At 65.5% G+C, this 23,879-nt stretch carries 28 protein-coding genes; 9 read left to right on the top strand and 19 right to left on the bottom strand.

The window, feature by feature from the left end; translation table 11 throughout:
- Positions 1-11: 11 nt before the first annotated feature.
- A complete protein-coding gene (locus ACQR1X_RS21355) occupies positions 12-878 on the top strand; it encodes a hypothetical protein (protein WP_316180016.1) in 867 nt (288 codons plus the stop codon).
- Between the two features lie 216 nt (positions 879-1,094).
- Complete coding sequence (locus ACQR1X_RS21350; RefSeq protein WP_434899511.1) at positions 1,095-1,370, top strand: hypothetical protein; 276 nt, start codon at positions 1,095-1,097, stop codon at positions 1,368-1,370.
- A gap of 15 nt (positions 1,371-1,385) precedes the next feature.
- Here the strand turns inward: ACQR1X_RS21350 and ACQR1X_RS21345 are convergent, their stop codons facing one another.
- A complete protein-coding gene (locus ACQR1X_RS21345) occupies positions 1,386-2,360 on the bottom strand; it encodes a quinone oxidoreductase family protein (RefSeq protein WP_315803625.1) in 975 nt (324 codons plus the stop codon).
- A 214-nt stretch (positions 2,361-2,574) separates the two neighbouring features.
- On the opposite strand from ACQR1X_RS21345, the gene ACQR1X_RS21340 reads away from it, so the two are divergent.
- From ACQR1X_RS21340 to ACQR1X_RS21330, 3 genes are all read left to right on the top strand, one after another.
- Positions 2,575-2,835, top strand: coding sequence for a hypothetical protein (locus ACQR1X_RS21340; RefSeq protein ID WP_316180014.1), 261 nt, complete (start codon positions 2,575-2,577; stop codon positions 2,833-2,835).
- Between the two features lie 194 nt (positions 2,836-3,029).
- The gene (locus ACQR1X_RS21335) at positions 3,030-3,353 is read left to right on the top strand and encodes a DMT family transporter (protein ID WP_316180013.1); all 324 of its coding nucleotides are present in this window, start codon (positions 3,030-3,032) and stop codon (positions 3,351-3,353) included.
- A 1,292-nt stretch (positions 3,354-4,645) separates the two neighbouring features.
- On the top strand, positions 4,646-4,867 hold the full coding sequence (locus tag ACQR1X_RS21330) for a hypothetical protein (protein WP_316180012.1): 222 nt from the start codon (positions 4,646-4,648) through the stop codon (positions 4,865-4,867).
- Between the two features lie 44 nt (positions 4,868-4,911).
- Here the strand turns inward: ACQR1X_RS21330 and ACQR1X_RS21325 are convergent, their stop codons facing one another.
- From ACQR1X_RS21325 to phnG, 9 genes are read right to left on the bottom strand one after another with little or no spacing between them, the layout of a single operon-like run.
- On the bottom strand, positions 4,912-5,523 hold the full coding sequence (locus ACQR1X_RS21325) for a pyridoxamine 5'-phosphate oxidase family protein (RefSeq protein WP_434848511.1): 612 nt from the start codon (positions 5,521-5,523) through the stop codon (positions 4,912-4,914).
- Positions 5,501-6,142 (bottom strand): phosphonate metabolism protein/1,5-bisphosphokinase (PRPP-forming) PhnN, encoded by a 642-nt coding sequence (gene phnN / locus ACQR1X_RS21320; protein WP_316216971.1) that lies wholly within the window; start codon positions 6,140-6,142, stop codon positions 5,501-5,503. Before phnN ends, ACQR1X_RS21325 begins: the two co-directional genes overlap by 23 nt.
- Positions 6,139-7,296 carry an alpha-D-ribose 1-methylphosphonate 5-triphosphate diphosphatase gene (locus ACQR1X_RS21315; RefSeq protein ID WP_316180007.1) on the bottom strand — a complete coding sequence of 386 codons (1,158 nt, stop codon included), beginning with the start codon at positions 7,294-7,296 and terminating at the stop codon, positions 6,139-6,141. The genes phnN and ACQR1X_RS21315 overlap by 4 nt, the downstream gene beginning before the upstream one ends.
- Positions 7,297-7,311: 15 nt before the next feature.
- Positions 7,312-8,010, bottom strand: coding sequence for a phosphonate C-P lyase system protein PhnL (phnL, locus tag ACQR1X_RS21310; protein WP_434899510.1), 699 nt, complete (start codon positions 8,008-8,010; stop codon positions 7,312-7,314).
- Positions 8,011-8,027: 17 nt separating this feature from the next.
- A complete protein-coding gene (gene phnK / locus ACQR1X_RS21305) occupies positions 8,028-8,822 on the bottom strand; it encodes a phosphonate C-P lyase system protein PhnK (protein ID WP_316216973.1) in 795 nt (264 codons plus the stop codon).
- On the bottom strand, positions 8,815-9,699 hold the full coding sequence (locus ACQR1X_RS21300) for an alpha-D-ribose 1-methylphosphonate 5-phosphate C-P-lyase PhnJ (protein ID WP_434880223.1): 885 nt from the start codon (positions 9,697-9,699) through the stop codon (positions 8,815-8,817). Before ACQR1X_RS21300 ends, phnK begins: the two co-directional genes overlap by 8 nt.
- Complete coding sequence (locus ACQR1X_RS21295; RefSeq protein ID WP_434848508.1) at positions 9,696-10,799, bottom strand: carbon-phosphorus lyase complex subunit PhnI; 1,104 nt, start codon at positions 10,797-10,799, stop codon at positions 9,696-9,698. The genes ACQR1X_RS21300 and ACQR1X_RS21295 overlap by 4 nt, the downstream gene beginning before the upstream one ends.
- A 3-nt stretch (positions 10,800-10,802) precedes the next feature.
- Positions 10,803-11,414 (bottom strand): phosphonate C-P lyase system protein PhnH, encoded by a 612-nt coding sequence (gene phnH, locus ACQR1X_RS21290; RefSeq protein WP_315803634.1) that lies wholly within the window; start codon positions 11,412-11,414, stop codon positions 10,803-10,805.
- Entirely contained in the window at positions 11,414-11,869 is a 456-nt protein-coding gene (phnG, locus tag ACQR1X_RS21285) for a phosphonate C-P lyase system protein PhnG (protein WP_316217071.1), read from the bottom strand. Before phnG ends, phnH begins: the two co-directional genes overlap by 1 nt.
- Before the next feature lie 118 nt (positions 11,870-11,987).
- Here phnG and phnF point away from each other — a divergent pair, with 118 nt between their 5' ends.
- Positions 11,988-12,713 carry a phosphonate metabolism transcriptional regulator PhnF gene (phnF, locus tag ACQR1X_RS21280; protein ID WP_316179998.1) on the top strand — a complete coding sequence of 242 codons (726 nt, stop codon included), beginning with the start codon at positions 11,988-11,990 and terminating at the stop codon, positions 12,711-12,713.
- A gap of 30 nt (positions 12,714-12,743) precedes the next feature.
- Here the strand turns inward: phnF and ACQR1X_RS21275 are convergent, their stop codons facing one another.
- The 9 genes from ACQR1X_RS21275 to phnC all read right to left on the bottom strand — a co-directional run bounded on the left by ACQR1X_RS21275 (position 12,744) and on the right by phnC (position 21,088).
- Positions 12,744-13,583, bottom strand: a complete 840-nt coding sequence (locus tag ACQR1X_RS21275; RefSeq protein WP_434899509.1) for a phosphodiesterase — start codon at positions 13,581-13,583, stop codon at positions 12,744-12,746.
- A 7-nt stretch (positions 13,584-13,590) separates the two neighbouring features.
- A complete protein-coding gene (locus tag ACQR1X_RS21270) occupies positions 13,591-14,643 on the bottom strand; it encodes an ABC transporter ATP-binding protein (RefSeq protein WP_434899508.1) in 1,053 nt (350 codons plus the stop codon).
- A gap of 5 nt (positions 14,644-14,648) precedes the next feature.
- Entirely contained in the window at positions 14,649-15,434 is a 786-nt protein-coding gene (locus ACQR1X_RS21265; RefSeq protein ID WP_316179992.1) for an ABC transporter permease, read from the bottom strand.
- A 4-nt stretch (positions 15,435-15,438) separates the two neighbouring features.
- On the bottom strand, positions 15,439-16,254 hold the full coding sequence (locus tag ACQR1X_RS21260; protein ID WP_434899507.1) for an ABC transporter permease: 816 nt from the start codon (positions 16,252-16,254) through the stop codon (positions 15,439-15,441).
- A gap of 52 nt (positions 16,255-16,306) precedes the next feature.
- Entirely contained in the window at positions 16,307-17,314 is a 1,008-nt protein-coding gene (locus tag ACQR1X_RS21255) for an ABC transporter substrate-binding protein (RefSeq protein ID WP_315803640.1), read from the bottom strand.
- 158 nt (positions 17,315-17,472) lie between these two features.
- Entirely contained in the window at positions 17,473-18,321 is an 849-nt protein-coding gene (gene phnE / locus ACQR1X_RS21250; protein WP_434847961.1) for a phosphonate ABC transporter, permease protein PhnE, read from the bottom strand.
- Positions 18,321-19,205 carry a phosphonate ABC transporter, permease protein PhnE gene (gene phnE, locus ACQR1X_RS21245; protein WP_316179989.1) on the bottom strand — a complete coding sequence of 295 codons (885 nt, stop codon included), beginning with the start codon at positions 19,203-19,205 and terminating at the stop codon, positions 18,321-18,323. The genes phnE (ACQR1X_RS21250) and phnE (ACQR1X_RS21245) overlap by 1 nt, the downstream gene beginning before the upstream one ends.
- Before the next feature lie 72 nt (positions 19,206-19,277).
- Positions 19,278-20,207, bottom strand: a complete 930-nt coding sequence (phnD, locus tag ACQR1X_RS21240; RefSeq protein ID WP_434899506.1) for a phosphonate ABC transporter substrate-binding protein — start codon at positions 20,205-20,207, stop codon at positions 19,278-19,280.
- A 71-nt stretch (positions 20,208-20,278) separates the two neighbouring features.
- Positions 20,279-21,088: a phosphonate ABC transporter ATP-binding protein gene (gene phnC, locus ACQR1X_RS21235; RefSeq protein WP_434899505.1), complete on the bottom strand. Its 810-nt coding sequence runs from the start codon at positions 21,086-21,088 to the stop codon at positions 20,279-20,281.
- A 175-nt stretch (positions 21,089-21,263) separates the two neighbouring features.
- Here phnC and ACQR1X_RS21230 point away from each other — a divergent pair, with 175 nt between their 5' ends.
- Genes ACQR1X_RS21230 through ACQR1X_RS21220 form a run of 3 tightly spaced genes read left to right on the top strand, consistent with a single transcriptional unit; the run spans position 21,264 to position 23,824 of the window.
- Positions 21,264-21,926, top strand: coding sequence for a DapH/DapD/GlmU-related protein (locus tag ACQR1X_RS21230; protein ID WP_315803644.1), 663 nt, complete (start codon positions 21,264-21,266; stop codon positions 21,924-21,926).
- Positions 21,923-23,107, top strand: a complete 1,185-nt coding sequence (locus tag ACQR1X_RS21225; protein ID WP_315803645.1) for an alpha-D-ribose 1-methylphosphonate 5-triphosphate diphosphatase — start codon at positions 21,923-21,925, stop codon at positions 23,105-23,107. Before ACQR1X_RS21230 ends, ACQR1X_RS21225 begins: the two co-directional genes overlap by 4 nt.
- A 6-nt stretch (positions 23,108-23,113) precedes the next feature.
- Positions 23,114-23,824 (top strand): DUF1045 domain-containing protein, encoded by a 711-nt coding sequence (locus ACQR1X_RS21220; protein WP_434899504.1) that lies wholly within the window; start codon positions 23,114-23,116, stop codon positions 23,822-23,824.
- Positions 23,825-23,879: the final 55 nt, after the last annotated feature.

Below are 23,879 nucleotides of genomic sequence, written 5' to 3'. Positions count from 1 at the left end.
TGGGAAACGCCATGCGGAGATATCTTCTTGCCTTTAGCTTGGTGATCGCCGCACTCGGCTTCACGTCGTCGGCGCGTGCGGGATGCTGGCCGAACGAAAACTTCCACCTCGTGTGCTGGCTGGATACATATGGAACGGCGTGCGAAGCGCATCACGCGCTGACCAGCGTCAGAGCCGTGCTGTATCCGGAGCCGCGCTACTCGTACTATGAATTCGAGGTTTCGCACTGGTGGACGGCCCACAAGACCGTGGCCTGTCCGCCGAATCAAAAGACGACGTTCAGCGGTGTCTGGGACCGGGAAACCGGAAAGGCGGAGGAAACGGCGACCACCGGCATTTCGTCGGTGACGAGGCGAGTCTACTGCAGCAACAATCCCTGGACGGGCCAGGGGCCGCCAACGGTGCCGATCTGCTCATATCCGGCCGATGATCCGAACGTGGGACTGCCCGTCACCTCGGCGATGCTCACGCAAAGCCAGCGAGACGATCTGCTTCGCGTTCAGGAGCCGTTGCATACCCGTTGCCAGCAGATCAAGCCGCTCGAGGACGAGGTGTCGTGGCTGAACGGCCGCCCCATCGTCGAGGTGGTTGCGTCCCACCATGAATATCAGAAGCTCGAATGGCATCTGTGGTTCATGGACTTCGGCGAGTTCGGACCATGGCATGAGGTCGCGGCACCGAAGCCGAAGGGCCCCTTGATCTGGAAGGGCACGACCTATACCGAGCGCCGCATTGCGACATCGAGGCACAGATATTGGCTGAACAAGCCCGGCCGCTGGAAGGTGGTTGCGAAGCCGAAGCCGACCGCGGCGGCGGCGCAGGCGATCCCGATCAGCGTGACCACCGAATGTCCCGGCGCGACGTTCAACGTGCAGTAACGGGCGATGACGCGGTCTTCATGGCGGGCGGGAACATGCTTCCGCACGCCACGCTACATCGCCTGGACTATTTCCGCGGCTGATGCCGGTTTGGTGATCGCCGCGCAGGCTAGGATGGAGTCGGTGAGGCGAGGGTGGACCGAATCAGTCTTGACAAAATTCTGATTTAAAGAAATAATGGAGCATCACAGTCAGCCGAAGGCGAACCGGCGCTCCATGCAGTATTTCGTCGTGATGATCGACTACGGCCGGCGCGGACGCGAGGCCGTGGTCGATCCTGAGATGACCCGGCGCGACGTCGTGGCGCGCATCGCGTCGGGGGAATATTCGAACGTCAGCTTCATCCACGAGATCGTCGACCGATCGGTTGCCGACGTCACCACCGACATCATGTCCGAAGCCGCCCTGCCCGAGATCGATGGGCGGGACGCCGACCTGCAGGCCGTCCGGTTCGATCACCTCCGCGACCTGCGCAAGCACGAGCAGGTTTGACCCGGCTGCGTCAGATCAGACCAGAAAGACGGTCGAGCCGGTCGTCTTGCGTGCCGCGAGATCGGCGTGAGCCCGGGCCGCCTCCTTGAGCGGATAGGTCTGGTTGACCTCGATCTTCACCGCGCCCGATTTGACCACGTCGAACAGCTCGTTGGCCATCGCGACCAGGCTCTCGCGCCTGGCGGCGTAGGTGAACAGCGTCGGCCGGGTCACGAACAGCGATCCCTTCTGGGCGAGCAGCCCGAGATTGAGCGGATCGACCGTGCCGGAGGACTGGCCGAACAGCACGGCGTAGCCGAGCGGCGCGAGGCAATCGAGCGACTTGAGGAACGTGTCCTTGCCGACGGAATCATAGACCACCGGCACCTTCTTGCCGCCGGTGATCTCGCCGACGCGTGCGACGAAGTCCTCCCGCGTATAGATGATGGTGTGCTCGCAGCCGTGGGCCTTGGCGAGTTGCGCCTTGTCGTCGCTGGATACGGTGCCGATGACGTGAACGCCGAGATGCTTGGCCCATTGGCTGAGGATGAGGCCCACGCCGCCGGCCGCGGCATGCAGCAGGATGGTTTCGCCCGCCTTCACGCGGTAGGTCTGCCGGATCAGGTACTGGGCGGTCAGGCCCTTGAGCATCATCGCGGCGGCGGTCTTGTCGTCGATCTCGTCGGGCAGCTTCAACAGCAGCGCGGCCGGCATCAGCCGCGCCTCGGAATAGGCGCCGAGCGGGGACGAGCCGTAGGCGACGCGGTCACCCACCTTCAGGTCCGTCACCCCTTCGCCCAGTTCCTCGATCACACCGGCGCCCTCGCTGCCCAGCCCGCTCGGAAGCTGGACCGGATAGAGCCCGGAGCGATTGTAGATGTCGATGAAGTTGAGCCCGACCGCCGTGTGGCGAATGCGCGCCTCGCCGGGGCCGGGCTTGCCGACCTCGATCTGCTCCCAGGCGAGAACCTCGGGACCGCCGGTCTTGTGGAAACGAATGGCGTTCGTCATGGGTTGTCATCCTCCCTGTTCGGATTGCGCGACGCCGCGCCGCCCGGTCGCGCGCCGGCCCCTTGCGGGCCGTTCGAGCCTGTGCTTCTCCGCGACCGAACCTCGGTCTTCCGTAGCCGCAGTCGGCTGGGTTTGGCAATCGGCTTTGCCAGCCGGCACAGGAACAACGATCACCGTTCCAGCGTTCATCGGCCATAGCGTGGAGTCCGAGCCCATGCCGCCCAAGCGACGCAGCGCAGTAGTCAATCCGGCCATCCTGATCGAGCTGGCCTGCCACACCTTGATGGGCATCGCCATGGGGCTCGGCTTCGCCTTCGGGCTGACCCAACTGGATGCGTTCGGCATCTCGACCCTGATCGCCCACAGTGTCGATCCGCACGTGACGTTCGTGATCTTCGTCGGTGTGTTGACGCTGTCATTTGCCGTCGGCGCGACGATGACGGGCTTCGTGTTCACGATGATGGAGGAGAGATAGAAAGCCGCGCGCCGATGGCTGCATGGGCGCCCGCAATGTCATCAGCGCGTCGCGCAAACCATGCAGATGGAGATCAGGTTCGACCGGCGCGGAGACGACCAGATGGCCGGACTGATCGGTGCAAGCGATCCGCGGCTTCGCGAAGCAGGCTTCAGAGCCGCGGGCGTTGTCGCGCGCCTGGGCGCACGGCCGTCATGAACGGCTGGCTTGCTCTGTTTGCGGCTGGAATGCTCGAGATCATCTGGGCGCTCGGCCTGAAGCATTCCGACGGCCTGACACGCTTCTGGCCCAGCGTCGCGACCGTGACCGCGATCCTGCTCAGCTTCGCGATGATGTCGCTTGCGCTGCGCTCACTGCCGTTTGGCACCGCCTATGCGGTATGGACCGGCATCGGCGCGGCCGGGAGCATCCTCGCCGGCATGGTCCTCTACAGCGAGCCGGCGGATCCGACGCGACTGTTCTGCCTCACGCTGATCATCACCGGCATGATCGGGCTGAAGCTGAACTCGCCGGTCTGACACCGTCGACGGCCTCCGGCAGGATCGTGACAGCTCGACGCTGCCGAATACGATGAGGGCGATCACGAACGGCAGCAGGTGATAGAGCGCACGGAAGATCAGCAGCGCCGCGAGCAGCCGCTCCTGATCAACGCCGCCCAGACCCAGCAGGATCGTTGCATCGAACAGGCCGATGCCGGCCGGGGCATGGCTGGCGAATCCAAGCAAGGTCGCGGCGATGAAGACCGCCATCAGCCGCGCGAGGTCGATGCCGAGCTCGGCCGGCATGAGCACATACATTGCCAGCGCCGCGGTGCTGAGCTCGAACAGCCCGACCGCGATCTGCAGCAGCACGGCAGGCCCGGACGGCAGCCGCACCGGCCATCGTCTGCTTCGCCGCCCCGGCCAGCTCCACACCACGAAGGCGGTGACGGCGCAGAGCAGCGCGGCCGCAACGACCCGGTTGAGCGCCGGCGGCCAATACTCCACCCAGCCGAAGGCGTCCGGATCGATCATCAAGCTCAGGCCGAGGGCGGTGAGATTGCCGAGCCAGAAGGTCAGCCCGGTCAGGAAGCTGATATTGGCGATGTCGATCGCCCTGAGCCGGTACGGCGCGTAGATCCGGTATCGAACCAGCGGCGAGATCAACGCGACCGCGCCGATGCCGTGCGCGATCGGATAGCTCGTGAAGCTGCCAAGCGCGGCCGCACGATAGGGAATGTCGCGGCGGCCGATCGTCCGCAATGCGAACAGGTCGTAGAGCGTGAGGCTGGCGTAGGAGAGGAGGACGAATGCCAGCGCCGCCGCGATCAGATGACGGTCGGTGGCCTCGACGATCGACAGGACATGGGCAAAGTCGAGCTTCTTGACGGCGCGTGTGAGAACGTACACCGCCACAGCCGCGATCGACAGGCTCAAGGCCAGTCCGCCCAGGCTGCGCCACCAGATTCTGCGGTTCGACGGCAGCGGCGGAACGTCGATCAGGTCAGCCATTCAACGTGTTTTCGCTTCAAGCCTGCGCCGGCCGATTCGAGCAGGACGATGGCGCCGTGTGACACACCGATGTGACAGCGGCGTTACCATTGTGCGCTGCCCCCATGCCTTAATTATTTGTTAACGACGGACGATCGTTCACCGCTACCAACACGGCGAGCTGCAATGCAGCACCACATTTGCGATCATTCAAATTTGAATTAATCGCGGACGGGTTCGAGCGTAATGACGTGGACCGTATCAGTACGGATGCATGAAGGTCGCATCTTCGTCACGCGGACTTTCTAAGACGGGTGCGGGACGCCAACATTCGAGGCAGCATGAACGCGGAATTCGAACACGAACTCACGCCGGACCAATGGGAGACGCTGAAGGCGCTTCGCATTCCCGCGCGTGAACGCCGCAGGCTGAACGGCATGATTGTCGACGAGCTCACCGCATTTGGACTCGTCTCTATGGACAATGGCGCGGCGACACTCACGATGGCCGGCCGCAAGGTGCTCGTCAGGGGATCCTCACGCCTGCTCGATGTCGCAGCCTGATGTTTCGGAGCGCGGCCCGCCCTTCGAAGCGCCGCGCGCCGAACTCACCACATGGATTTCCGCGCACGCTCGGGCCACTCGCGATCGTACGCCGCGCCGTCGATGTCGTTGGCCGTCATCGCCGCGAGAATCTGCCCCGGCGTCGGCAGTTGCTGCGGATCGACACGCCTATCCGGGTTCCAGAGATCGGCACGAACGATCGCGCGGGCACATTGGAAGTAGATCTCTTCCACCGTCATGATGAGGACGGAGCGCGGCAGCTTGCCTTCCATCCGGAACGACTCCAACAGATCGGGGGCCGTCGACAGATGACCATGCCCGTTCACACGTAGCGTGTTGCCTGATCCCGGAATCAGGAACAGCAGAGCGATCCGCGGGTCGCGCACGATGTTGCGCAAGGAATCCACGCGATTGTTGCCGCGGCGGTCCGGCATCATCAGCGTCTTGTCGTCGTGGATGCGGATGAAGCCGGGGAGATCGCCGCGCGGCGAGCAATCGAGACCTTCGGGACCACATGTCGCGAGCGCCACGAACGGCGACTGCTCGATCATGATCCGGTAGTGCGGCGTCACGCGATCGGCCACCTTCGCCGTCGAGGCCAGCCCCGTCTCGCCATAGATCGCCTCGAGCTGTTCAATCGTGGTGACGATCGACATGGCCGCTGCCTCCGTTTGATCCGATCGGTTCTGCGTCAATCGGCCGCTTGATGATGTCCGCAAGCCGGTGACCGTGCGGCTCGGGGTCTCCGACATTGACGATCGTGACATCCGCTACGGCGTCTTCGGTCACCGCGCGGTGGAGACGCTCGCCGATGTCGCCGTCACTCGGACGGTGCCGCTTGCCGAGCCGTTCGGCGAGAACATCCGCGGGCGCGGTGATGGCGACGACGATGACGTTGGCATAATCCCGGCGCGCGGCGGGAATGATCGTTCGCGAGACGTTCACGACGACGGTGCGGCCGGCCAGGATGTCATCCTTGATCGCGCGCGGCACGCCGTAGTCATGACCATGGGCCTCCCAATGCAGCGCGAACTCTCCAGCACTGAGCGCCTGACGAAAGGCGGACACGCTCATCTCGAGATTGTCCTCGAAGGCCGAGGCTTCGCGCGTGACGATCCGCCGCGGAAAGACGACCCGGTCATCGCCGGCGCATTCGCGACGCGCCACGTTGAGCAAGGTGTCCTTGCCCGCGCCGCTCGGCCCGACCACCAGGATCAGGCGTCCCGGACCAAGCTTCCCGGATGTCGTCGCTGAGGCAGGCTCGATTCCGCTCATGCCACCCGCAATCCTTCCCGCCAGACGCTGCGCACGACCGACAACTGGCCCGCGACATGAACCCGGATCAGGTCCGCACGCTTGCCCACGGCGATCTCGCCGCGATCATGCAGGCCGACGGCGTCGGCAGGCGCCTTGGTGACGGTGCGGACGGCGGCGGCAAGATCAATGGACGGCACCCGCTGCGGCAATTGCAGCGCGCCCATCAGCAGACTCGACGGCACATAGTCCGACGACAGAATGTCGAGCAGGCCCTCGCGCGCGAGGTCCACGGCTGCGATATTGCCGGAGTGAGACCCGCCACGCACGACGTTCGGCGCGCCCATCAGGATGCTGATGCCCGCCTGGTGAAGGCCCCGCGCGGCCTCCATCGTGGTCGGAAACTCCGCGACCGCGATGCCGTCCTTGATTGCGTCGGCGACGTTCTCCTCCGTCGTGTCATCGTGGCTGGCCAGCGGCACGTCATGGGTCTTTGCCAGCGCAATGATGTCGCGCATGTTCGGCGCCGCGTAGGCCTGCTGATAGGCGAAGCGGCGCGCGAACATCACGTCGAGCTCGGCATCGGTCTTGCCGCCGCTCTTGCCGCGATAGTAGTCGCGCAGCTTGCCTTCGTCGCGAAACTGGCGCTGCCCGGGCGTATGATCCATCAGCGACATCAGCCGCACATCCGGACGCCCCGCCAGTTGCCGCGCCTCCTCGACCACGGTCGGCATCGGCACTTCGCAGCGCAGATGCAGGAAGTGATCGGACCGCAGCAGGCCGCCGTCGCGCGCCGTCGCGATCGCCTCCGCGAGCACATTGGCTTGACCGTCGACGCCCTCGGCGCCTTCCTCGCTCCACACGCGCAGCGAATCCAGCACCGTCGTGATGCCCGCGGTCGCAAGCTGCCCGTCATAGGAAATGACCGCAGCGACGGGGTCCCAATAGACCTTCGGGCGCGGCACGAAATGCGCTTCGAGGTGATCGGTATGCAGTTCGACCAGTCCGGGCATCAGCAGGTCGCCGCCGGCATCCAGGCTGCCGGCCGGCGCAGCCCCTTCGCCCAATTCCGCGATCCGGCCTCCGGCGATCGCCACCCAGCCCTGCTCGACGACGCGGTCGGCGAGGACCAGCCTGGCATTGCCTATCACGATATCGGACATGTTCGCGCTCATCTGCAATGTCTACCTCTATGCCGCCGCGGCGAATGTCGTGACGTCGACCGTGCGATCCGCAATCTGCGCGCGGATCTCGTCATCATGGACGATCGCGAGCATGGCCACTCCATCCTTCTTCTTTGCCGCGATCAGGTCGACCACGACCGCACGGTTGGCCGCGTCGAGCGACGCGGTCGGCTCGTCCAGCAGCAGCACCGGAAGGTCGGAGATGAAGCCGCGGGCGATATTGACCCGCTGCTGCTCGCCGCCCGAGAAGGTCGATGGCGGGAGCGACCACAGCCGCTCGGGAATGTTCAATCGCCGCAGCAGCGCGCCTGCCCGCACCCGAGCGTCCTCGCGCGGCAGGCCGGCCGCGATCAGCGGCTCGGCGACGACATCGAGCGCAGGGACCCGCGGCACCGCCCGCAGGAACTGGCTGACATAGCCGATGGTCTGCCGCCTCGCATTGAGGACCAGGCGCGGCTCGGCGCCGGCGAGATCGGTCATCGCGCCCACGTGCCGGACGCCGATGCGCCCGCCATCGCAGCGGTAATTGCCGAAGATCATCTTCAGGATCGACGACTTGCCCGCGCCGGACGGTCCCGACAACACGATGCATTCGCCGCACCTGACCTGGAACGACACGCCGCGCACCACGGGCAGCGAGATGCCGCCCTGCAGATGCATGGTGAAGGTCTTCTCTGCACTTTCGACATCGATCATCACGGTCATCGCGTTGGACTCTTGCATCATGGCGGCAGGATCGAGGACACCAGGAGCTGTGTGTACGGCTCGCGCGGATCGTCGAGCACCTGGTCGGTGAGGCCGGTCTCGATCACCCGCCCCTCCTTCATGACCATCACGCGGTGCGACAGCAGCCGCGCCACGGCCAGATCGTGGGTCACGACGATGGCGGCGAGGCCGAGTTCGTTGACGAGGCTGCGCATCAGGTCGAGCAGACGCGCCTGCACCGAGACATCGAGGCCCCCGGTCGGCTCATCCATGAACACGAGCCTGGGCTCGGTCACCAGATTGCGTGCGATCTGCAGCCGCTGCCGCATGCCGCCGGAATAGGTCCGCGGCGCATCGTCGATGCGGGCGACATCGATCTCCACGCGATCGAGCCAGGACGAAGCCGTCTGCCTGATCCGGCCATAGTTGTTCCAGCCGACCGCCATCAGCCGCTCACCGACATTGGCGCCGGCGGAGACCGCCATGCGCAGGCCCTGCGCCGGGTCCTGATGGACATAGCCCCAATCGGTTCGGAACAGAAAGCGGCGCTCCGCCTCGCCAAGCCCGGCGAGATCGCGCAGCACGCCGTCGCGCATGCGGTAGGACACGCGGCCCAACGTCGGCGCCATTTGCGCCGACAGCATCTGCAAGAGTGTCGATTTGCCCGAGCCGGACTCGCCGACGATGGCGAGCACCTCGCCGGGATAGAGCACGAAGGAGACATCGCGGCAGGCTGCCAGGCGGCCGTAGCTCTTCGCAAGCCCTTCCGCGACGAGCAGCGGCTGATCGGATGCGCTGATCATCTCAGCCATGGGCGCTCTCCTTGTGCGGGGGGACGCTCTGCGCGCCACGATGTCCGGATGCCTGGCGGCCCTCGCAGTAATCAGTGTCGGAGCAGACGAACATGCGGCTGCCCTTGTCGTCGGTCACGATCTCGTCCAGATAGGACTCCTCCGCGCCGCACAGCGCGCAGGGCGCGTCGAACTTGTAACGCGTGAACGGATGGTCCTCGAAATCCAGCGAGACGACCGACGTATAGGGCGGAATGGCATAGATTCGCTTCTCGCGTCCCGCGCCGAACAATTGCAGCGCCGGGCAATTGTCCATCTTGGGATTGTCGAACTTCGGCGTCGGCGACGGGTCCATCACGTAGCGCGCATTGACCTTGACCGGATAGGCGTAGGAGGTCGCGATGTGACCGAAGCGTGCGATGTCCTCATAGAGCTTGACGTGCATCAGGCCATATTCGGCGAGCGCATGCATGCGGCGGGTCTCGGTCTCGCGCGGCTCGAGAAAGCGCAGCGGCTCGGGGATCGGCACCTGATAGACCAGCACCTGTCCCTCGTGAAGCGGCGCCTCGGGAATGCGATGCCGGGTCTGGATGACGCTCGCCGCTTCCGTCGAGGTCGTGGTCGCGACGCCCGCGGTCTTGGCGAAGAACTTGCGGATCGAGATCGCATTGGTCGTATCGTCCGAGCCCTGGTCGATGACCTTGAGCACGTCGTCGGGACCGAGAATGGCCGCAGTGACCTGCACGCCGCCGGTGCCCCAGCCATAGGGCATCGGCATCTCGCGGCTCGCGAACGGCACCTGATAGCCGGGAATCGCGATCGCCTTCAGGATGGCGCGGCGGATCATCCGCTTGGTCTGCTCGTCGAGATAGGCGAAGTTGTAGGCCGGCGCGTTCATTCCGCAGCTTCCTTCAATTCGGGAGCGGCATTGGCCTCGGCGAACTCCCGGCGCAGCTTGCGCAGCAGGCCGAGCTCGGACTGGAAGTCGACATAATGCGGCAGCTTCAGATGCTCGACGAACCCGGTCGCCTGCACATTGTCGGAGTGCGACATCACGAACTCCTCGTCCTGCGCCGGTGCAACCATGTCCTCGCCGAGCTCGCGCGCGCGCAGGGCACGGTCGACCAGGGCCATCGACATCGTCTTGCGCTCGCTCTGCCCGAAGGCGAGGCCATAACCGCGGGTGAAGCACGGCGGCTCGGTCGCCGACCCCTTGAACTGGTTCACCATCTGACATTCGGTCAGCTCGACCGATCCGAGCGGCACCGCGAAGCCGACCTCCTCGGCCAAGAACTCGACCTCGACTTCGCCGAAGCGGATCTCGCCGGCAAAGGGATGGTTGCGGCCATAGCCGCGCTGGGTCGAGTAGCCGAGCGCGAGCAGGAAACCCTCATCACCGCGTGCGAGATTCTGCAGCCGCAGATCGCGATCGGCGGGAAAGCTCAGGGGATCACGGGTGAGATCGCCGACCGGCGCGCCAACCTCGGCTTGCGGCGACGGCTCGATCAGCCCGTCCTGTCCGAGAATGTCGGTGACGCGCGGCGTCGGCGCATTCGGCGCCTCGGCACGGGCCGGCAACTCCGGCTCGACGCCGGCCGCCAACTGCGGATCGAGCAGCCGATGCGTATAGTCGAAGGTCGGCCCGAGCACCTGGCCGCCGGGAATGTCCTTGAAGGTCGACGAGACGCGCCGCTGCACCCGCATCGCGCCGGTATCGACCGGCTCGCTCGCGCCGAAGCGCGGCAGCGTTGCGCGGAAGGCGCGCACCAGGAAGATCGCCTCGATCAGATCACCGCGCGCCTGCTTGATCGCCAGCGCCGCGAGCTCGCGATCGTACAGCGAGCCTTCGCTCATCACGCGATCGACGGCGAGCCCCAACTGCTCGGAGACCTGCGCCAGCGACAGCTCCGGCACATCGCGATCACCCCGGCGCTCATGCGCCAGCAGCCGGTGCGCGTTCTCGATGGCGCGCTCGCCACCCTTGACGGCAACATACATGCCTCACTCTCCTGCGGAAACGAGCCGGGTCGTTCGCGGGATGGCGACGATGGACGAGCCATCGACCAGCACGACGTCGACACCACGCGGAAACAGCCTCTCATTGATCGACAGCCGCTCGAACAGGTCAGTCGGCGCGACCGTCGCACGGAACGATGTCGTCCCGTCGATGCCCGGACCACGCAGCTCGAACGCCGGACCTCTGGACAAGCTCGGCACCTGCAGGACCAGCGTCGTCGAGCGATCGGGATATTCGGCACTGCCGAGCGCGAATGAAGTCAGATCGGGAAGCGTTTCCGGGTCCGCCGCGACCGCAAAGCAGGCGAGCGCCGCGTCGGCGACGATCGGCGCCCCCGTATGAAACTTGAGCCAGGCGCCGACCTCGGACGTGCCGGCGAGCGGCGCATCAAGCCAGATCGGCGTATCGTGATCGAACAGGGTCAACGCGATCGCGGCGGCACCTGGCATCAACGACGACGGCCGGCCGACATTGCCCTCGACCTGTCGCAGACTTCCCGGACGCGCCATGGCCTCCATGACGATACGGAAGGTGGATTGCGCGGACAGCACATTGTCGGCGAAGCCGGGCTGCAGATCGGAAGCGGCGGCACCCATCAGCCTTCTCCTCGCACCATCGTATAGAAATCGACACGCGTGGCCGCAGCCTGCTCCGCGCGGTGGGCCCGCGATGCACGCATCTGCGCCTGCAGCGGTGCGACCACCTGCGTCTCGATCGATCGCACATGGCTTGATGACTGGATCATCGCGTCACACAGCGCGATCAGGCGCGCCTTGCCGGCGTCGCGTCCCAGCACATAGCCGAACCCGACCTCGCCGCTCTCGAGCCGCACCGCGGCGCGCGACACCGTCGCCTCGCCGACATTGAACGGCGCACCGTCGCCGCCGATCCGTCCCCGCAGCATCACCAGGCCATTCTCCGCCGGACGAAGATCGCGATACTCAGGCACCGCGAGGTCATTCAGCCTGGCGCGGATGTCCGCATGCGAGGCATGCGCCAATACCCGCATCGCCGCCCTGCGCCGGTCCTGAATCGTGGTCTCGCCGTCCATCGTCATCCCGATCTTGCCGTCTCGAAGTTGTCTATGTTAATAGACAACTTCGTAGCGAAGCGCCATGACTGTTTGATGACATGGGCGTGATTTCAGGCCGGACAGCGGAGAGCCGTGGATGAGCATGCAAGGCGCCGACTCGGGCGTGGCGCTGTGGCGGCGGGTGGCCGACGGCATCGAGCGCGACATCGCCGACGGCCGCTTCGCGGCCGGAACGCGCCTGCCCGGCGAGACCGAAATCGCCGAAACCTATCGCGTCAACCGTCATACGGTGCGTCGCGCGCTCGCTACCTTGGCGGAGCGCGGCCTCGTGCGCGCCGAGCGCGGCAGCGGCACCTATGTCGAAGCGCCTCGTCTGTCATATCCTCTGAGATCGCGCACCAGGTTCTCCGAGATCGTGGGGGCCGGCGGGCGCGAGCCGCGTGGACAGCTGATCGCAGCGTCCGAAGAGCCCGCGACGCGCGAGCTCGCGCGCGAGCTGCGATTGAAGACGGGCGCACCATTGGTGCGGATCGAGGCGCTGCGTCTCGCCGACAAGACGCCGATCTGCGTGAGCACATCCTGGCTGTCGGCCGAGCGTTTCCCCGAGGCCGGCCACATCTTCGCGTCGGTGCGCTCGATGACCGCCTTGCTCGCCCATTACGGCATTCGCGACTATCGCCGCGGCGCGACCAGGATCACGGCGGCGATCGCCGACGCGAGCGACGCCGCGCGGCTCGACCTCGCACTGGGCCGTCCGGTGCTGGTGGTCGACAGCACCGATGTCGATGCCGACGGGACGCCGCTCGTCAGCAAGCGCTCGCGTTTCGCCGCGGAGCGCGTGACGTTCGAGGTCGAGAGCTAGACCAGACGTCCGCTACTCCCCCGTGCGCGCTCAGTCGATGAGCGTGCCGTCCTGATTGAAGAACGGATGCGGCCCGTCGAAATCGCCGATCGGCACCTGATGGGTGACGACCGTTCCGAAGCCCGCCCCCGGAAACCAGGCGTGGAGGTGAAAGGCCGGTGGCTCGATCCGGAAGGATGGCGGGCGCAGCTCGGCCAGATCGAGCGCGACGGCATGGTTCGGCGCTGGACAGATCGTGCAGGGAATGCCTGCAAACCGGGTCAGCGTCGCGCGATGAACGTGACCGCATCCGATCAGTTGCACCCGCGGATGGCGCGCGAGGATCGCCGCGAGATCGTCGGCATTGCGCAGGTTCTGCCGGTCCATGTGCCAGATGCCGGTGGTGAATGGCGGGTGGTGCAGGAACAGCAGGGCCGGCCTTTCGCTGGAGGTGGACAGCCTGGCATCGAGCCATTGCAGACTCGCCTCGTCCAATTCGCCATGCGGATGGCCGGGCACGCTGGAATCGAGCAGAAGCAGATCGAGACCGGCCAGTTCCACATGCTGGTTCAGTGGCGCCGACTGCTCATGAGCAGCGCCGGGAAACGCCGCGCGCATCAGTTCGCGGGAATCGTGATTGCCTGGTACGGCGGCGAATGGAATCTCGAGGCCGGCAAGAAGATCTTTCAGATGATCGTACTCGGCCGGCGACGGCGTATCGGCGAGATCGCCCGAGATCACCACCAGATCGAGCTTCGGCGCGAACCGGTTGAGCTCCATGATGCAACGGGCCAGCGCACGCGCCGTATCGACGCGGCGGTAGGCGAGCCGGCCGGGCGCCTTGATGTGCAGGTCGGAGATCTGGGCAATGGTGACGGGGCTCTTGGTCATCGGCTGATCAACCCTTCTCCGGCAGCAGACGAATGGACTCGGGCGCAATCCGCAGGCCGATCCGCTCGCCCGCAGCGACCCTGATCGTATTCGGCGCGTCCACGGTCAGTGCGATCGCGGCGGCATCGCGGACAACGATCCGCTGCCGGTCGCCGGCAAAGCGGACGCTGTCGACGACGCCGGTCAGACTCGATGCCGCGGCGTCGACGATCGCGATCGTTTCCGGCCGAACCATCGCCACCGCCAGGTTGCGTGGACCGGGATCGGCGATCGGCTGCCGGCCTCCCGGCAGAACGAGCTGGCCGCCGTCGAGCGGCGCCTCGATGATGTTGGCCGCGCCGACGAACTCCGCGACGAAACGATCGGCCGGCGCAAAATAGACCTCTTGCGGCGTCCCGATCTGGGCGATCGCGCCCTTGCGCATCACGACGATGCGGTCGCCGAGCTCCATGGCTTCAGCCTGATCATGCGTGACGTAGATCGCCGTGATGCCGAGCGTGCGCAACAGGCCGTTGAGCTCGCCGCGCAGGCGCTCCCGCAAGGCGGCATCGAGTGCGGTGAGCGGCTCGTCGAGCAGCAGCACGCTCGGGCGGATGGCGACTGCGCGCGCCAGCGCGACGCGCTGACGCTGACCGCCCGAGAGCTGATCGATGCGCCGGTCTTCAAGACCGCCCAGATTGGTCAGCGCGACCAGCTCGGCGACGCGCGCGGCGCGCTCCGGCTTGGCCACGCCGCGGATCTTGAGCCCGTAGCCGATATTGTCCGCAACCGTCATGTTGGGGAACAGCGCGTAGGACTGGAACACCATGCCGACATTGCGCTTCTCGATCGGCTGTCGCGTCAGATCCTTGCCGTCGAACAGCACGCGCCCCCCCGCATCGGGCGTTTCGAGCCCGGCCACGATCCGCAGCAGCGTGGTCTTGCCGCAGCCGGACGGCCCCAGCAGCACCAGCGTCTCGCTCTGTGCGATGTCGAGCGTGGCCGGCGCGAGTGCGCACGTCCCGTCGGCAAAGGTCTTGCCGCAATTCTCCACCTTGAGGGCGGCTCCATGCCGGGTCATCGTGCTCACCGCAGGCTTCCTCTCTCGCCGACCCATTGCATGGCCACCAGCAGCGGGATGATCATGACGAAGAAGATCAGCGTGTAGGCGGACGCGACCTCGAGACGCATCGACGCATAGCTGTCGGCGAGGCCGACCGGCAATGTCTTGGTCAGCGGCGTGTGCAACATCCAGGTCAGGTTGAACTCTCCGAGAGATAGCGTCACCACCATCAGGCTGCCCGCCAGGATGCCGGGCGCGGCATTGGGAACGATGACGTCGATGAAGCGTCGCCAGGGCGCGGCACCGACCGATGCGGCGCCCTCGTCGAGCGATGTCACGTCGATCGTCGAGAACACCGCCATGACGGACCGCACCATGAACGGCATCGTGAAGATCACGTGGCCGACGAGGATGAACAGCCACGAGCGACGGAAGCTTCCGGCCCCGCCATAGGTGAGCAACAGCGCCAGCGCGATGGCGAGCCCGGGAATCGCGAGCGGCAAGGTGATGATCTCCTCGACCAGCCGCGCCAGCCGTCCGCCGCGAACGTACAGCGCGTAGGCCGCGGGAACACCGACCACGAGCGTGACCGCCAGCGTGCCCAGCGCGATCAGGATCGACGCCATGATCGTGCCCGCGTAGAGCTCCCAGACCTGGGCCACCCACTGCAAGGTCACGCCGGACTGAATGCCGCGGAAGTAGTTGACGGTCACGCCCGCCACGATCGAAAGGCCGGCCGGCACGGCCAGGAAGGCAGCGACCAGCAATGTGAACAGCAGTTGAAGGATGAAGATGGCTCGGTCGCGCACGTGCCTACCCTGCCGCTGCCACGGAGCTGCCGGCGAAGGAGCGCGCCAGTGCCAGCATCAGCCAGGTCATCAGGCCAAGCCCGACCGAGAGCGCCGCCGAGGTGGCAAGGTTTCCGGCCAGCGTGAACTCCGTGTAGATCAGCATCGGCAACACGTCGATGTTCGTGGCCAAGGTGAATGCCGTTCCGAACGCGCCCATCGCCGTCGCGAACGCGATCGCGCCGGACGCGATCAGCGCCGGCGTCAAGGCCGGCAGGATCACGTCGCGCAGCACGGCCCAGGGGCCGGCGCCGAGCGAGCGCGCGGCCTCCTCCAGGCCCGGATCCAATTTCTGCGCGGCAGCCATGATCGTGAGGATCACCCGCGGAATCGAGAAATAGAGATAGCCGAGGAACAGCCCGTAGATCGAATAGGCGAATACGAGCTTGTCGCCGGTGAGCCGGGACGAGATCTCGCCGATCAGCCCCTGGCGGCCAGCCAAAAGGATGATCATGAAGCCGACCACGACGCCCGGGAACGCGAGCGGAAACGTCAGGATCGCGACCAGGAGCGCGCGGCCCGGAAACCGGTGACGCTGCAGGAACAGGCCGGCGATCGTCGCGATGACCAGGGTCGCGATCGTGGTGGCCGCCGCCAGCGCCAGCGTGTTGAGAAGTGTCGTGCGGTAGCGTGCCTCGATGATGATCGCGAGATATTCGGCCAGACCGTGCGGTCCCTCGGCGCCGGTGACGAGCAGCCTCGCCATCGGAAGCAGGAAGAAGGCCGCGGTGACGGCTGCCAATGGCAGCAGGCAGAGCCGGACGAATGAACTGTGCGACATGTGATCAAGTGCGCCTCCGCCGGATCCTCTCCGGCGGAGGCGCGGTGCTCCTTCAGCGGACTTCGGACAGATAGCGATCGACGAAGCCCTTTTGCGCGGCTTCCATATCGCCCCAGTTCACGCTCTTGGCGCGGGCGTAGTCGCTGTCCGGCAGGAACTTGTTCTTCACCGCGTCCGGCAGCTCGATCGGGCGCGCCGGGCGCAGATAGGCATTGGTCCAGATCGCCTGGCCCTTGTCGGAGAGCAGATAGTCGATCACCTTCTTCGCCTTGTCCTTGTCGGGTGCGTTCTTCACCAGGCCGACGACGTAGGGGAAGACCACCGAGCCTTCGCAGGGAATCACGAACTCGAAATTGCCCTTCTCGGTATATTTCGCGCGGTAGGCGTTGAAATCGTAGTCGAACAGGATCGGGATCTCGCCCGAGACGACACGCGCGTAGGACGTCTGCTTTGGCACGATCGGATCGTTCTTGCGCAGGTCCTTGAAGAACGTGACGGCAGGTTCGAAATTCGCTTGCGAACCGCCGAGCGCGAGATTGACGGCGACGGCGCCGACATAGCCGACGGCAGCCGAGCTCGGGTCGAGATAGCCGACCATGCCCTTGTAGTCCGGCTTGAGCAGATCCTTCCAGCAGGCCGGGACCGGCTTGCCGCCAAGCGCATCCTTGTTCACGAACAGGCCGAGCGTGCCGGAGTGGATCGTGGTCCAGTAGCCATCCGCATCCTTCAAGCCGGCGGGGACCTGATCCCAGTTCGCCGGCTTGTAGGCCTCGAGCGCGTCCTGCGTCTTCGCCTTCATTCCGAAGGTGACTCCGAAATAGCCGATGTCGCCGACTGGGTTGCTCTTCTCGGCAAGGATCTGCGCCAGCGCCTGGCCGGAGTTCTTGTTGTCGTGCGGAATGTCGTAGCCGAGATCGGTCTTGATCGCCTTGAGCATCGAGGCCCAGTCGGCCCATTCCGGCGGGCAGTTGTAGCAGATGACGTCCGCAGCCTTGGCCGGCTGCCACGATGCGGCGACGCACAGCGCGAGCAGCGCGAGAACGAGGCGGGTGAGCTTCATGAGGATAGACTCCGTATTCCTGGCATCACGGCCAGTTCCGGAGCTTCCCCTAAAGGCGGCACATGAAGGATTTGCGACACCGGGTGCAGCACACACAGCGGACGCCGCACCCTGATCGTTCGTAGGCAAACGATCGCAACCTTCGGATGCCACGCCGTTCAAGCGATGGCGCGGCGGCCGATGATCGCAAAGCGCAGCTTGCCCGAGATCCAGTCGATCGCGGCCACCGCCACCAGGATCATCAGGATCAGGAACGACACCTTCTGCCATTCCAGCACGCGGATCTGTTCGGCGAGTTGCAGTCCGATGCCACCGGCGCCGACGATGCCGATGATCGTCGCCGAGCGCGTGTTGGATTCGATGAAGTAGAGCACTTGGCCGGCAATCACGGGAAGAACCTGCGGCAGGAGGCCGAAGCGGATCTCATGCAGCGCGCTGCCGCCGGCTGCACGAACGCCCTCGACCTGGCGCCGGTCGGCCCCCTCGATCGCCTCCGAGAACAGCTTGCCCAACGCGCCGAAGTCGGACACGGCAATCGCGAGCACACCGGCGAATGGACCGAGTCCAACGACGTTGATCCAGACCAGCGCCCAGATCAGCGTATCGACGCCGCGGATGCTGTCGAACAACCGCCGTACCGGAAAGCGGAAGATTGCGGACGGGACGATATTGCGCGCCGCGAGCAGGCTGACGGGCAGCGCGAGCACGGCCGCGAGCATCGTGCCGAGCATGGCAATCGACAGTGTCTCTCCCATCGATTTCAGATAGGTCGGAAGCGATGCACCGGGATCCGGCGGCAGCATCATCAGGGTGATCCAACCGAGTTGACTGATGCCCGCCAACAACCTCGTCGGCGAGAAGCCGAGATCGACGAGCCCGAACACGAAGATCCCCATCGCGGCAACGGCCGCCAGCGGCGTCGCCAGACGGGCGGACGCCGGCCGCTCGAACACGCCTGGGTATCGCGATCGCAGCGCGGCGGTATCGATCTCGTCCAGCTTTCGCATCATGCCCGGCCTTCGCTGCCGAAGAGACGGCTGCGCAGCAGCCCCGTGCCAATGTCGATGACAAACACCGTCAGGATGATCAGAACGAGGATCGCGCTGACGTCGGAATAGTAGAACTTGCGGATCGCGACGACGAGCTCCTGGCCGATGCCACCCGCACCGACGAAGCCCATCACCGACGCCTCGCGGACGTTGATCTCGAACCGCAGCAACGTGTAGCTCGTGTAGCCTGCGACGACCTGTGGCAGGACGGCAAAGCGCATGCAGGACAGCCAGCCGGCACCGGTCGCGCGGACTCCCTCGACCGGCTTCATGTCGACGTTTTCGACGACCTCCGAAAACAGCTTGCCGAGCGCACCGCAGGAGTGGATCGCGATGGCGAATACGCCGGCCATTGGCCCCAATCCGAAGGCCATGACAAAAATCAGAGCGAACACGATGCCCGGCACCGTGCGGGCAAACTCGAGCAGGCGCCGGACCGCGAAGCGCAGCCAGGATGCAGGAGAGGTGTTCTCGGCCGCGAGGAAATTCAATGCAAACGCCAGGACGGCGCCGAGCATGGTTCCGACATAGCTGATCAGGATCGTCTCACCGAGAAGCCGCGTCCATTTGCGCAGGCCCCAGAGCCATTCCGGCAGGTTGGTCCACACGCGGTGTCCGTCGTCGAGCGTGAAGAGCCGGTCGAAATAGCTGAGGAAGTTGCCGAGATAGGTGACGAGCGTTCGGAGGTTGACCTCCGAACCGATGGCTGAAACGAACAGCACGAGGCCGCACGCAACCAGCACGACCACGGCACGCAGACGCTTGCGCGCCACCGCTTTGCGGTAGGCGCGCTGCAAAGGTTCGAGCTGCTGTTCAGGCAGGATGGCGACGGCTGACGACATGTTTGCCGGTGCAAAGCGCAAATAGGCCGGCGGGGCTTCGATGACGCGGTCCCCGCCGGCCCGGTGCAACGCTTACGAGCCCTTCTTGCGCAGAGAGTCGACGAATTTGATCAGCTCGACAGTCTTGTTGTAGTCCTCCGTCGAGATCACCTCCCACGGCTTGTTCTTGCCGTCGGACAGCTTGGCGAAGGCTTCCGGATCCTTCTTCGCCGCGTCGAGGAAGGCCTGCTTGATTGCGGCCTTCATGTCGGTGGGCAGGTCGCTGAGATAGGCGTAGGGCGAGTTGATGATCATGTCCGACTTGCCGATGATGCGGAAATCTTCCTTCTTCAGCGGCGTGCCGTCGGCCGACTTCACCATGTTCTTGGTGAGCATGCGGGTCAGGTTGGAGTCATCTCCGTTGTTCCACCAGTTTGCGGCGACGTCGACGGTTCCCTGCGCCAGGGCAAGCACGGCGTTCTCGTGGCTGCCCGTAAAGATGACCTGGGAGAAATAGGTGTCGGGGTCGATGCCCATCTGGCTCATCTTGAAGCGCGGCATGTTGTTGCCAGAGGTCGAGTTCGGGTCCACCAGGCCGAGATTCTTGCCCTTCAGATCCTCGAGCTTCTGGTACGGGCTCTTGGCGAGCACGTAGAACACTGAATAATAGCCCTTCGAGCCGTCCGAGTTGACGTCGATCACGAAAGCGTCCGTCTTTACGCCCGTCACGCGCGCGCGGGCGAAGGAGGCCGGACCATAATAGCCGATGTGAATGTTGCCGGCGCGCTGGCCCTCGATGACCGCGGCGTAGTCATTGGCGACGCGCAGCGTCACCTTGACGCCGAGCTCCTTGGAAAGATAGTTCACGAACGGCGTGTAACGCTCGACGACACCCGAGCCGTTTTCGGCCGGGATCGCGGCAAAGGTGATCTCCGGATATTTGGTTCGCCAGTCCTCGGCCGAGGCGGACGAAGCGAACGACAGAGTGGCCAAACCGGCCAGAATGAGACGACGATTGATCATGGAACGTCCTTCAAGTTTCAGGGGACGATGTCAGGATTGACACGACAGATGCGCCCGCAGCACGCAGGCAATCAGGCGACGGCAACTTTGCCGACAGCCGGAACGGATTCGGGAGCTTTGGGCATTGCCGGCGGCATCACCTCGTCGGCCTCCAGATCGTACAGCTCGCGCGCGATCTGGCCGGTGAGCGCCGCCGGCAGATCGTCGAACACGACCCGACCATTCGCCATTCCGATCAATCGGTCGCAATAGCTGCGCGCCAGATCGAGCGAGTGCAGATTGCAGATCACGGTGATGCCGAAATGCTTGTTGATGCGCAGCAGCGCGTCCATGACGATCTTGGTGTTGCGCGGATCGAGCGAGGCGATCGGCTCATCGGCCAAGATGATTTCCGGATTCTGGACCAGCGCGCGCGCGATCGCGACGCGCTGCTGCTGCCCGCCCGAAAGCTGATCGGCGCGCTGCGCGGCGAGGGAGGCCATGTCGAACTGCTCGAGCGCGGACAGCGCCATGGCAACATCCGCCGCCGGCCAGAGCTGCGCCAGAGAGCGCCACGACGGGATTTCGGCGAGTCGCCCCATCAGGACGTTCGTGAGCACGTCCAATCGGCCGACCAGATTGAACTGCTGGAAGATCATCGCCGAGCGCGCGCGCCACTGCCGCAGGTCGCGGCCGCGCAGCGCCGTCACATCGAGATCCCTGAAGAAAATGCGGCCGCCGCTCACAGGACTCAGGCGATTGATGGACCGCAGCAGGGTCGACTTGCCCGCGCCGGAACGCCCGATCACGCCGACGAAGCTGCCGGGTGCAACAGAGAAGGACGCATTGTCGACCGCGGCTTTCATGCCAAAACGGCACGTCAGGCCATCCACCACCAGCATTGAATTCTCCAGACGCCTCGCTTTGGCCTATCGCTAACGTCTGGATTCTACAGCTATGTGACAGCAACACTGCGGCGCCACATCCGTCCACATGCCGGTCGGCGGTCATGTAGATGTCACGCCTCTGTCATAGGGGAGACCCAACACCTTCACAGGCGTAGAGACAGGACGCGAGATGGCCGGCAAGCTGCTTTCGATTGAACCTACCGTTGACCCTTCGGCCAAGCTCCAGGACGTGACGCTCGGCGCCTATTGCGAGATCGGCGCCCGCACCATCCTGCAGGAGGTGACGATGGGCGACTACTCCTACGTGGTCAACGATTCCCAGATCACCTACACGACGGTCGGCAAGTTCTGCTCGATCGCGGCGATGACCCGGATCAACCCGGGCAACCACCCGATGCAGCGGGCGACGCAGGCCCATTTCACCTATCGCGCCAGCGCCTATTTTCCAGGCGAGCCCGACGATGCCGAGTTCTTCGCCTGGCGGCGAGAGCATCATGTCCGGATCGGACACGACGTCTGGATCGGCCATGGCGCGATCGTGCTGCCGGGCCGCAACATCGGCACCGGCGCGGTCGTGGCGGCTGGCGCCATCGTCACCAAGGACGTTCCGGCCTATACGATCGTCGCCGGCAATCCGGCGCGCCCGGTCAAGCGCCGGTTTCCGCGCGAGGTCGAGCAGCGGCTGCTCGATCTGGCGTGGTGGGATTGGAAGCACGAGGCGCTGCGCGCGGCGCTGCCCGATTTCCGCAAGCTCGAGATCACCGCGTTCCTGGATAAATACGAGGCCGCTCTCGACGCCCGCGTCCCGGTACGGCAGAGTGCCGCCCCATGACCGATATCTCAATCTCGCGGGGCCGCTGCCTCGTCGACACAGAGCTCGTGGACACCTCCTTGATCATATCCGGCGACGTCATCGCCGGCATCGGGACACCGGGGTGCCGGTCAGGTCTCGAACTCGATGCGGAGGGGCTCACCGTGCTCCCCGGCATCGTCGACATCCACGGCGATGCGTTCGAGCGCCAGATGATGCCGCGCGCCGGGGTCGATTTCCCGACCGACGTCGCGCTGATCGACAGCGACCGCCAGGCCGTCAGCAATGGCATCACCACGGTCTTCCACGCAACGACCTGGTCATGGGAGCCGGGCCTGCGCAGCGCCGACAATGCGCGGCGGCTGCTCGAATCGATCGAAGCGCTGCGCCCGCAGCTCGCGGCCGACACGCGCTTTCATCTGCGCCACGAGACCTTCAATCTCGACGACGAGGAGGAAATCGGCCAGTGGCTCGCCGATCGGCGCGTCGACCTGTTCGCCTTCAACGATCACATGGACTCGACGGTCGCGAGCCTGGACACGCCGCACAAGCGCCAGCGCATGGTCGACCGCACCGGCCTGCCCGGCGCGGAGTTCGACCGGCTGGTCGCGCGCATCGCCTCTCGCGCGGATGCCGTTCCAGCCTCGATCGCGCGGCTGGCCGACATCGCACGCAAGGCTGGCGTCCGCATGCTGTCGCACGACGACGACAGCCCGGCCATGCGCAAGGCGTTTCGCAGCCAGGGCGTGACCATCGCGGAATTTCCGGTCAACGAGGAGACTGCGCGCGAGGCCGCTCAGGGCGGAGACGCGATCGTCTTCGGCGCGCCCAACGTCGTTCGGGGCGGCAGCCATACCGGGTGGACGCGAGCCAGCGACATGATCGCCAAGGGCCTCTGCTCGGTGCTGGCCTCCGACTACTACTATCCAGCGCCGCTGCTGGCGGCGTATCGGCTCGCGGCCGACGGCGTTCTGCCGCTGGCACGCGCCTGGGATCTGATCTCGGGCGGCCCCGCACGCGCGGCCGGACTGGCGGACCGCGGGACGCTGGCCGAAGGCCGCCGCGCCGACGTCATTCTGGTCGATGACCGCGTGCCGTTGCGCCCCCGCGTCGTCGCCGTCATCGCGTCCGGCCGGCTGGTCTATCTGGCCGAGACCCATCGGCTGAACGCAGTGCCCGTGCGCACCATCGCGGCGGAGTAGCAGATCATGGTCGATGCGCCCCGCTACGCGATCTACTACGCCCCGGCGGCGACGACGGGCTTGGCCGGATTCGGCGCGAGCCTGCTGGGTTACGACGCCTGGAGCGGCGACGAGCCGAGCTTTCCGGAAGAAGTCGTTCGCGCGGTTCCCGATTGGGCCGAGCTGAGCGCGGACCCGCGCAAATATGGCTTCCACGCCACTTTGAAGGCGCCGTTCGAACTGGCCGATGCGCAGAGCGAAGCCTCGCTCCGCGACGCCTGTGCGACGTTCGCGGCAAGGCCGCGCGCCATTCCGATCATTCGTCCCATCGTGGACTCGATCAGCGGCTTCGTCGCGATGATCCCTGGCGAGCCCTCGCCGGCGCTGCAACAGCTCGCAGCCGATTGTGTCCGGACGTTCGAGCCGTTTCGCGCGCCGATGACCGCCGAGGACCGTGCACGGCGCAAGCCGGACCTGCTGACACCACGACAGCGCGATCATCTCGATCGCTGGGGCTATCCCTATGTCATGGAGGATTTCCGCTTCCACATGACGCTGACCTGCCGGCTGTCCGACGAACGACGCCGGCCGATCCTGACGATGCTGCAGCAGAGATTTGCGGCGCTGTCGCTGACAGAGCTCCGGATCGACCGGATCGTGTTGTTCCGCCAGCCCAACGCCCGCCAGCGGTTCGGCATCATCGGAGACTGGCCGCTCACGGCCGTCCAGCGCATCTAGGGACGTCAGTTCGGCATGGCCGCATGGTGCGGCCGCGCCTGCCGGTCGAACAGCG

Origin of the sequence: Bradyrhizobium sp. HKCCYLRH3073, assembly GCF_051167995.1 — a bacterium.
GTDB lineage: Bacteria > Pseudomonadota > Alphaproteobacteria > Rhizobiales > Xanthobacteraceae > Bradyrhizobium.
This window is presented reverse-complemented; position numbering and strand designations above follow the sequence as displayed.

What these genes read in the sequence shown, in the direction of transcription:
- ACQR1X_RS21355 (WP_316180016.1), top strand. Translation starts at nt 12, where the DNA reads ATGCGGAGATATCTTCTTGCCTTTAGCTTGGTGATCGCCGCACTCGGC.
- ACQR1X_RS21350 (WP_434899511.1), top strand. Translation starts at nt 1,095, where the DNA reads ATGCAGTATTTCGTCGTGATGATCGACTACGGCCGGCGCGGACGCGAG.
- ACQR1X_RS21345 (WP_315803625.1), bottom strand. Translation starts at nt 2,360, where the DNA reads ATGACGAACGCCATTCGTTTCCACAAGACCGGCGGTCCCGAGGTTCTC.
- ACQR1X_RS21340 (WP_316180014.1), top strand. Translation starts at nt 2,575, where the DNA reads ATGCCGCCCAAGCGACGCAGCGCAGTAGTCAATCCGGCCATCCTGATC.
- ACQR1X_RS21335 (WP_316180013.1), top strand. Translation starts at nt 3,030, where the DNA reads ATGAACGGCTGGCTTGCTCTGTTTGCGGCTGGAATGCTCGAGATCATC.
- ACQR1X_RS21330 (WP_316180012.1), top strand. Translation starts at nt 4,646, where the DNA reads ATGAACGCGGAATTCGAACACGAACTCACGCCGGACCAATGGGAGACG.
- ACQR1X_RS21325 (WP_434848511.1), bottom strand. Translation starts at nt 5,523, where the DNA reads ATGTCGATCGTCACCACGATTGAACAGCTCGAGGCGATCTATGGCGAG.
- phnN (WP_316216971.1), bottom strand. Translation starts at nt 6,142, where the DNA reads ATGAGCGGAATCGAGCCTGCCTCAGCGACGACATCCGGGAAGCTTGGT.
- ACQR1X_RS21315 (WP_316180007.1), bottom strand. Translation starts at nt 7,296, where the DNA reads ATGAGCGCGAACATGTCCGATATCGTGATAGGCAATGCCAGGCTGGTC.
- phnL (WP_434899510.1), bottom strand. Translation starts at nt 8,010, where the DNA reads ATGACCGTGATGATCGATGTCGAAAGTGCAGAGAAGACCTTCACCATG.
- phnK (WP_316216973.1), bottom strand. Translation starts at nt 8,822, where the DNA reads ATGGCTGAGATGATCAGCGCATCCGATCAGCCGCTGCTCGTCGCGGAA.
- ACQR1X_RS21300 (WP_434880223.1), bottom strand. Translation starts at nt 9,699, where the DNA reads ATGAACGCGCCGGCCTACAACTTCGCCTATCTCGACGAGCAGACCAAG.
- ACQR1X_RS21295 (WP_434848508.1), bottom strand. Translation starts at nt 10,799, where the DNA reads ATGTATGTTGCCGTCAAGGGTGGCGAGCGCGCCATCGAGAACGCGCAC.
- phnH (WP_315803634.1), bottom strand. Translation starts at nt 11,414, where the DNA reads ATGGGTGCCGCCGCTTCCGATCTGCAGCCCGGCTTCGCCGACAATGTG.
- phnG (WP_316217071.1), bottom strand. Translation starts at nt 11,869, where the DNA reads ATGGACGGCGAGACCACGATTCAGGACCGGCGCAGGGCGGCGATGCGG.
- phnF (WP_316179998.1), top strand. Translation starts at nt 11,988, where the DNA reads ATGAGCATGCAAGGCGCCGACTCGGGCGTGGCGCTGTGGCGGCGGGTG.
- ACQR1X_RS21275 (WP_434899509.1), bottom strand. Translation starts at nt 13,583, where the DNA reads ATGACCAAGAGCCCCGTCACCATTGCCCAGATCTCCGACCTGCACATC.
- ACQR1X_RS21270 (WP_434899508.1), bottom strand. Translation starts at nt 14,643, where the DNA reads ATGACCCGGCATGGAGCCGCCCTCAAGGTGGAGAATTGCGGCAAGACC.
- ACQR1X_RS21260 (WP_434899507.1), bottom strand. Translation starts at nt 16,254, where the DNA reads ATGTCGCACAGTTCATTCGTCCGGCTCTGCCTGCTGCCATTGGCAGCC.
- ACQR1X_RS21255 (WP_315803640.1), bottom strand. Translation starts at nt 17,314, where the DNA reads ATGAAGCTCACCCGCCTCGTTCTCGCGCTGCTCGCGCTGTGCGTCGCC.
- phnE (WP_434847961.1), bottom strand. Translation starts at nt 18,321, where the DNA reads ATGCGAAAGCTGGACGAGATCGATACCGCCGCGCTGCGATCGCGATAC.
- phnE (WP_316179989.1), bottom strand. Translation starts at nt 19,205, where the DNA reads ATGTCGTCAGCCGTCGCCATCCTGCCTGAACAGCAGCTCGAACCTTTG.
- phnD (WP_434899506.1), bottom strand. Translation starts at nt 20,207, where the DNA reads ATGATCAATCGTCGTCTCATTCTGGCCGGTTTGGCCACTCTGTCGTTC.
- phnC (WP_434899505.1), bottom strand. Translation starts at nt 21,088, where the DNA reads ATGCTGGTGGTGGATGGCCTGACGTGCCGTTTTGGCATGAAAGCCGCG.
- ACQR1X_RS21230 (WP_315803644.1), top strand. Translation starts at nt 21,264, where the DNA reads ATGGCCGGCAAGCTGCTTTCGATTGAACCTACCGTTGACCCTTCGGCC.
- ACQR1X_RS21225 (WP_315803645.1), top strand. Translation starts at nt 21,923, where the DNA reads ATGACCGATATCTCAATCTCGCGGGGCCGCTGCCTCGTCGACACAGAG.
- ACQR1X_RS21220 (WP_434899504.1), top strand. Translation starts at nt 23,114, where the DNA reads ATGGTCGATGCGCCCCGCTACGCGATCTACTACGCCCCGGCGGCGACG.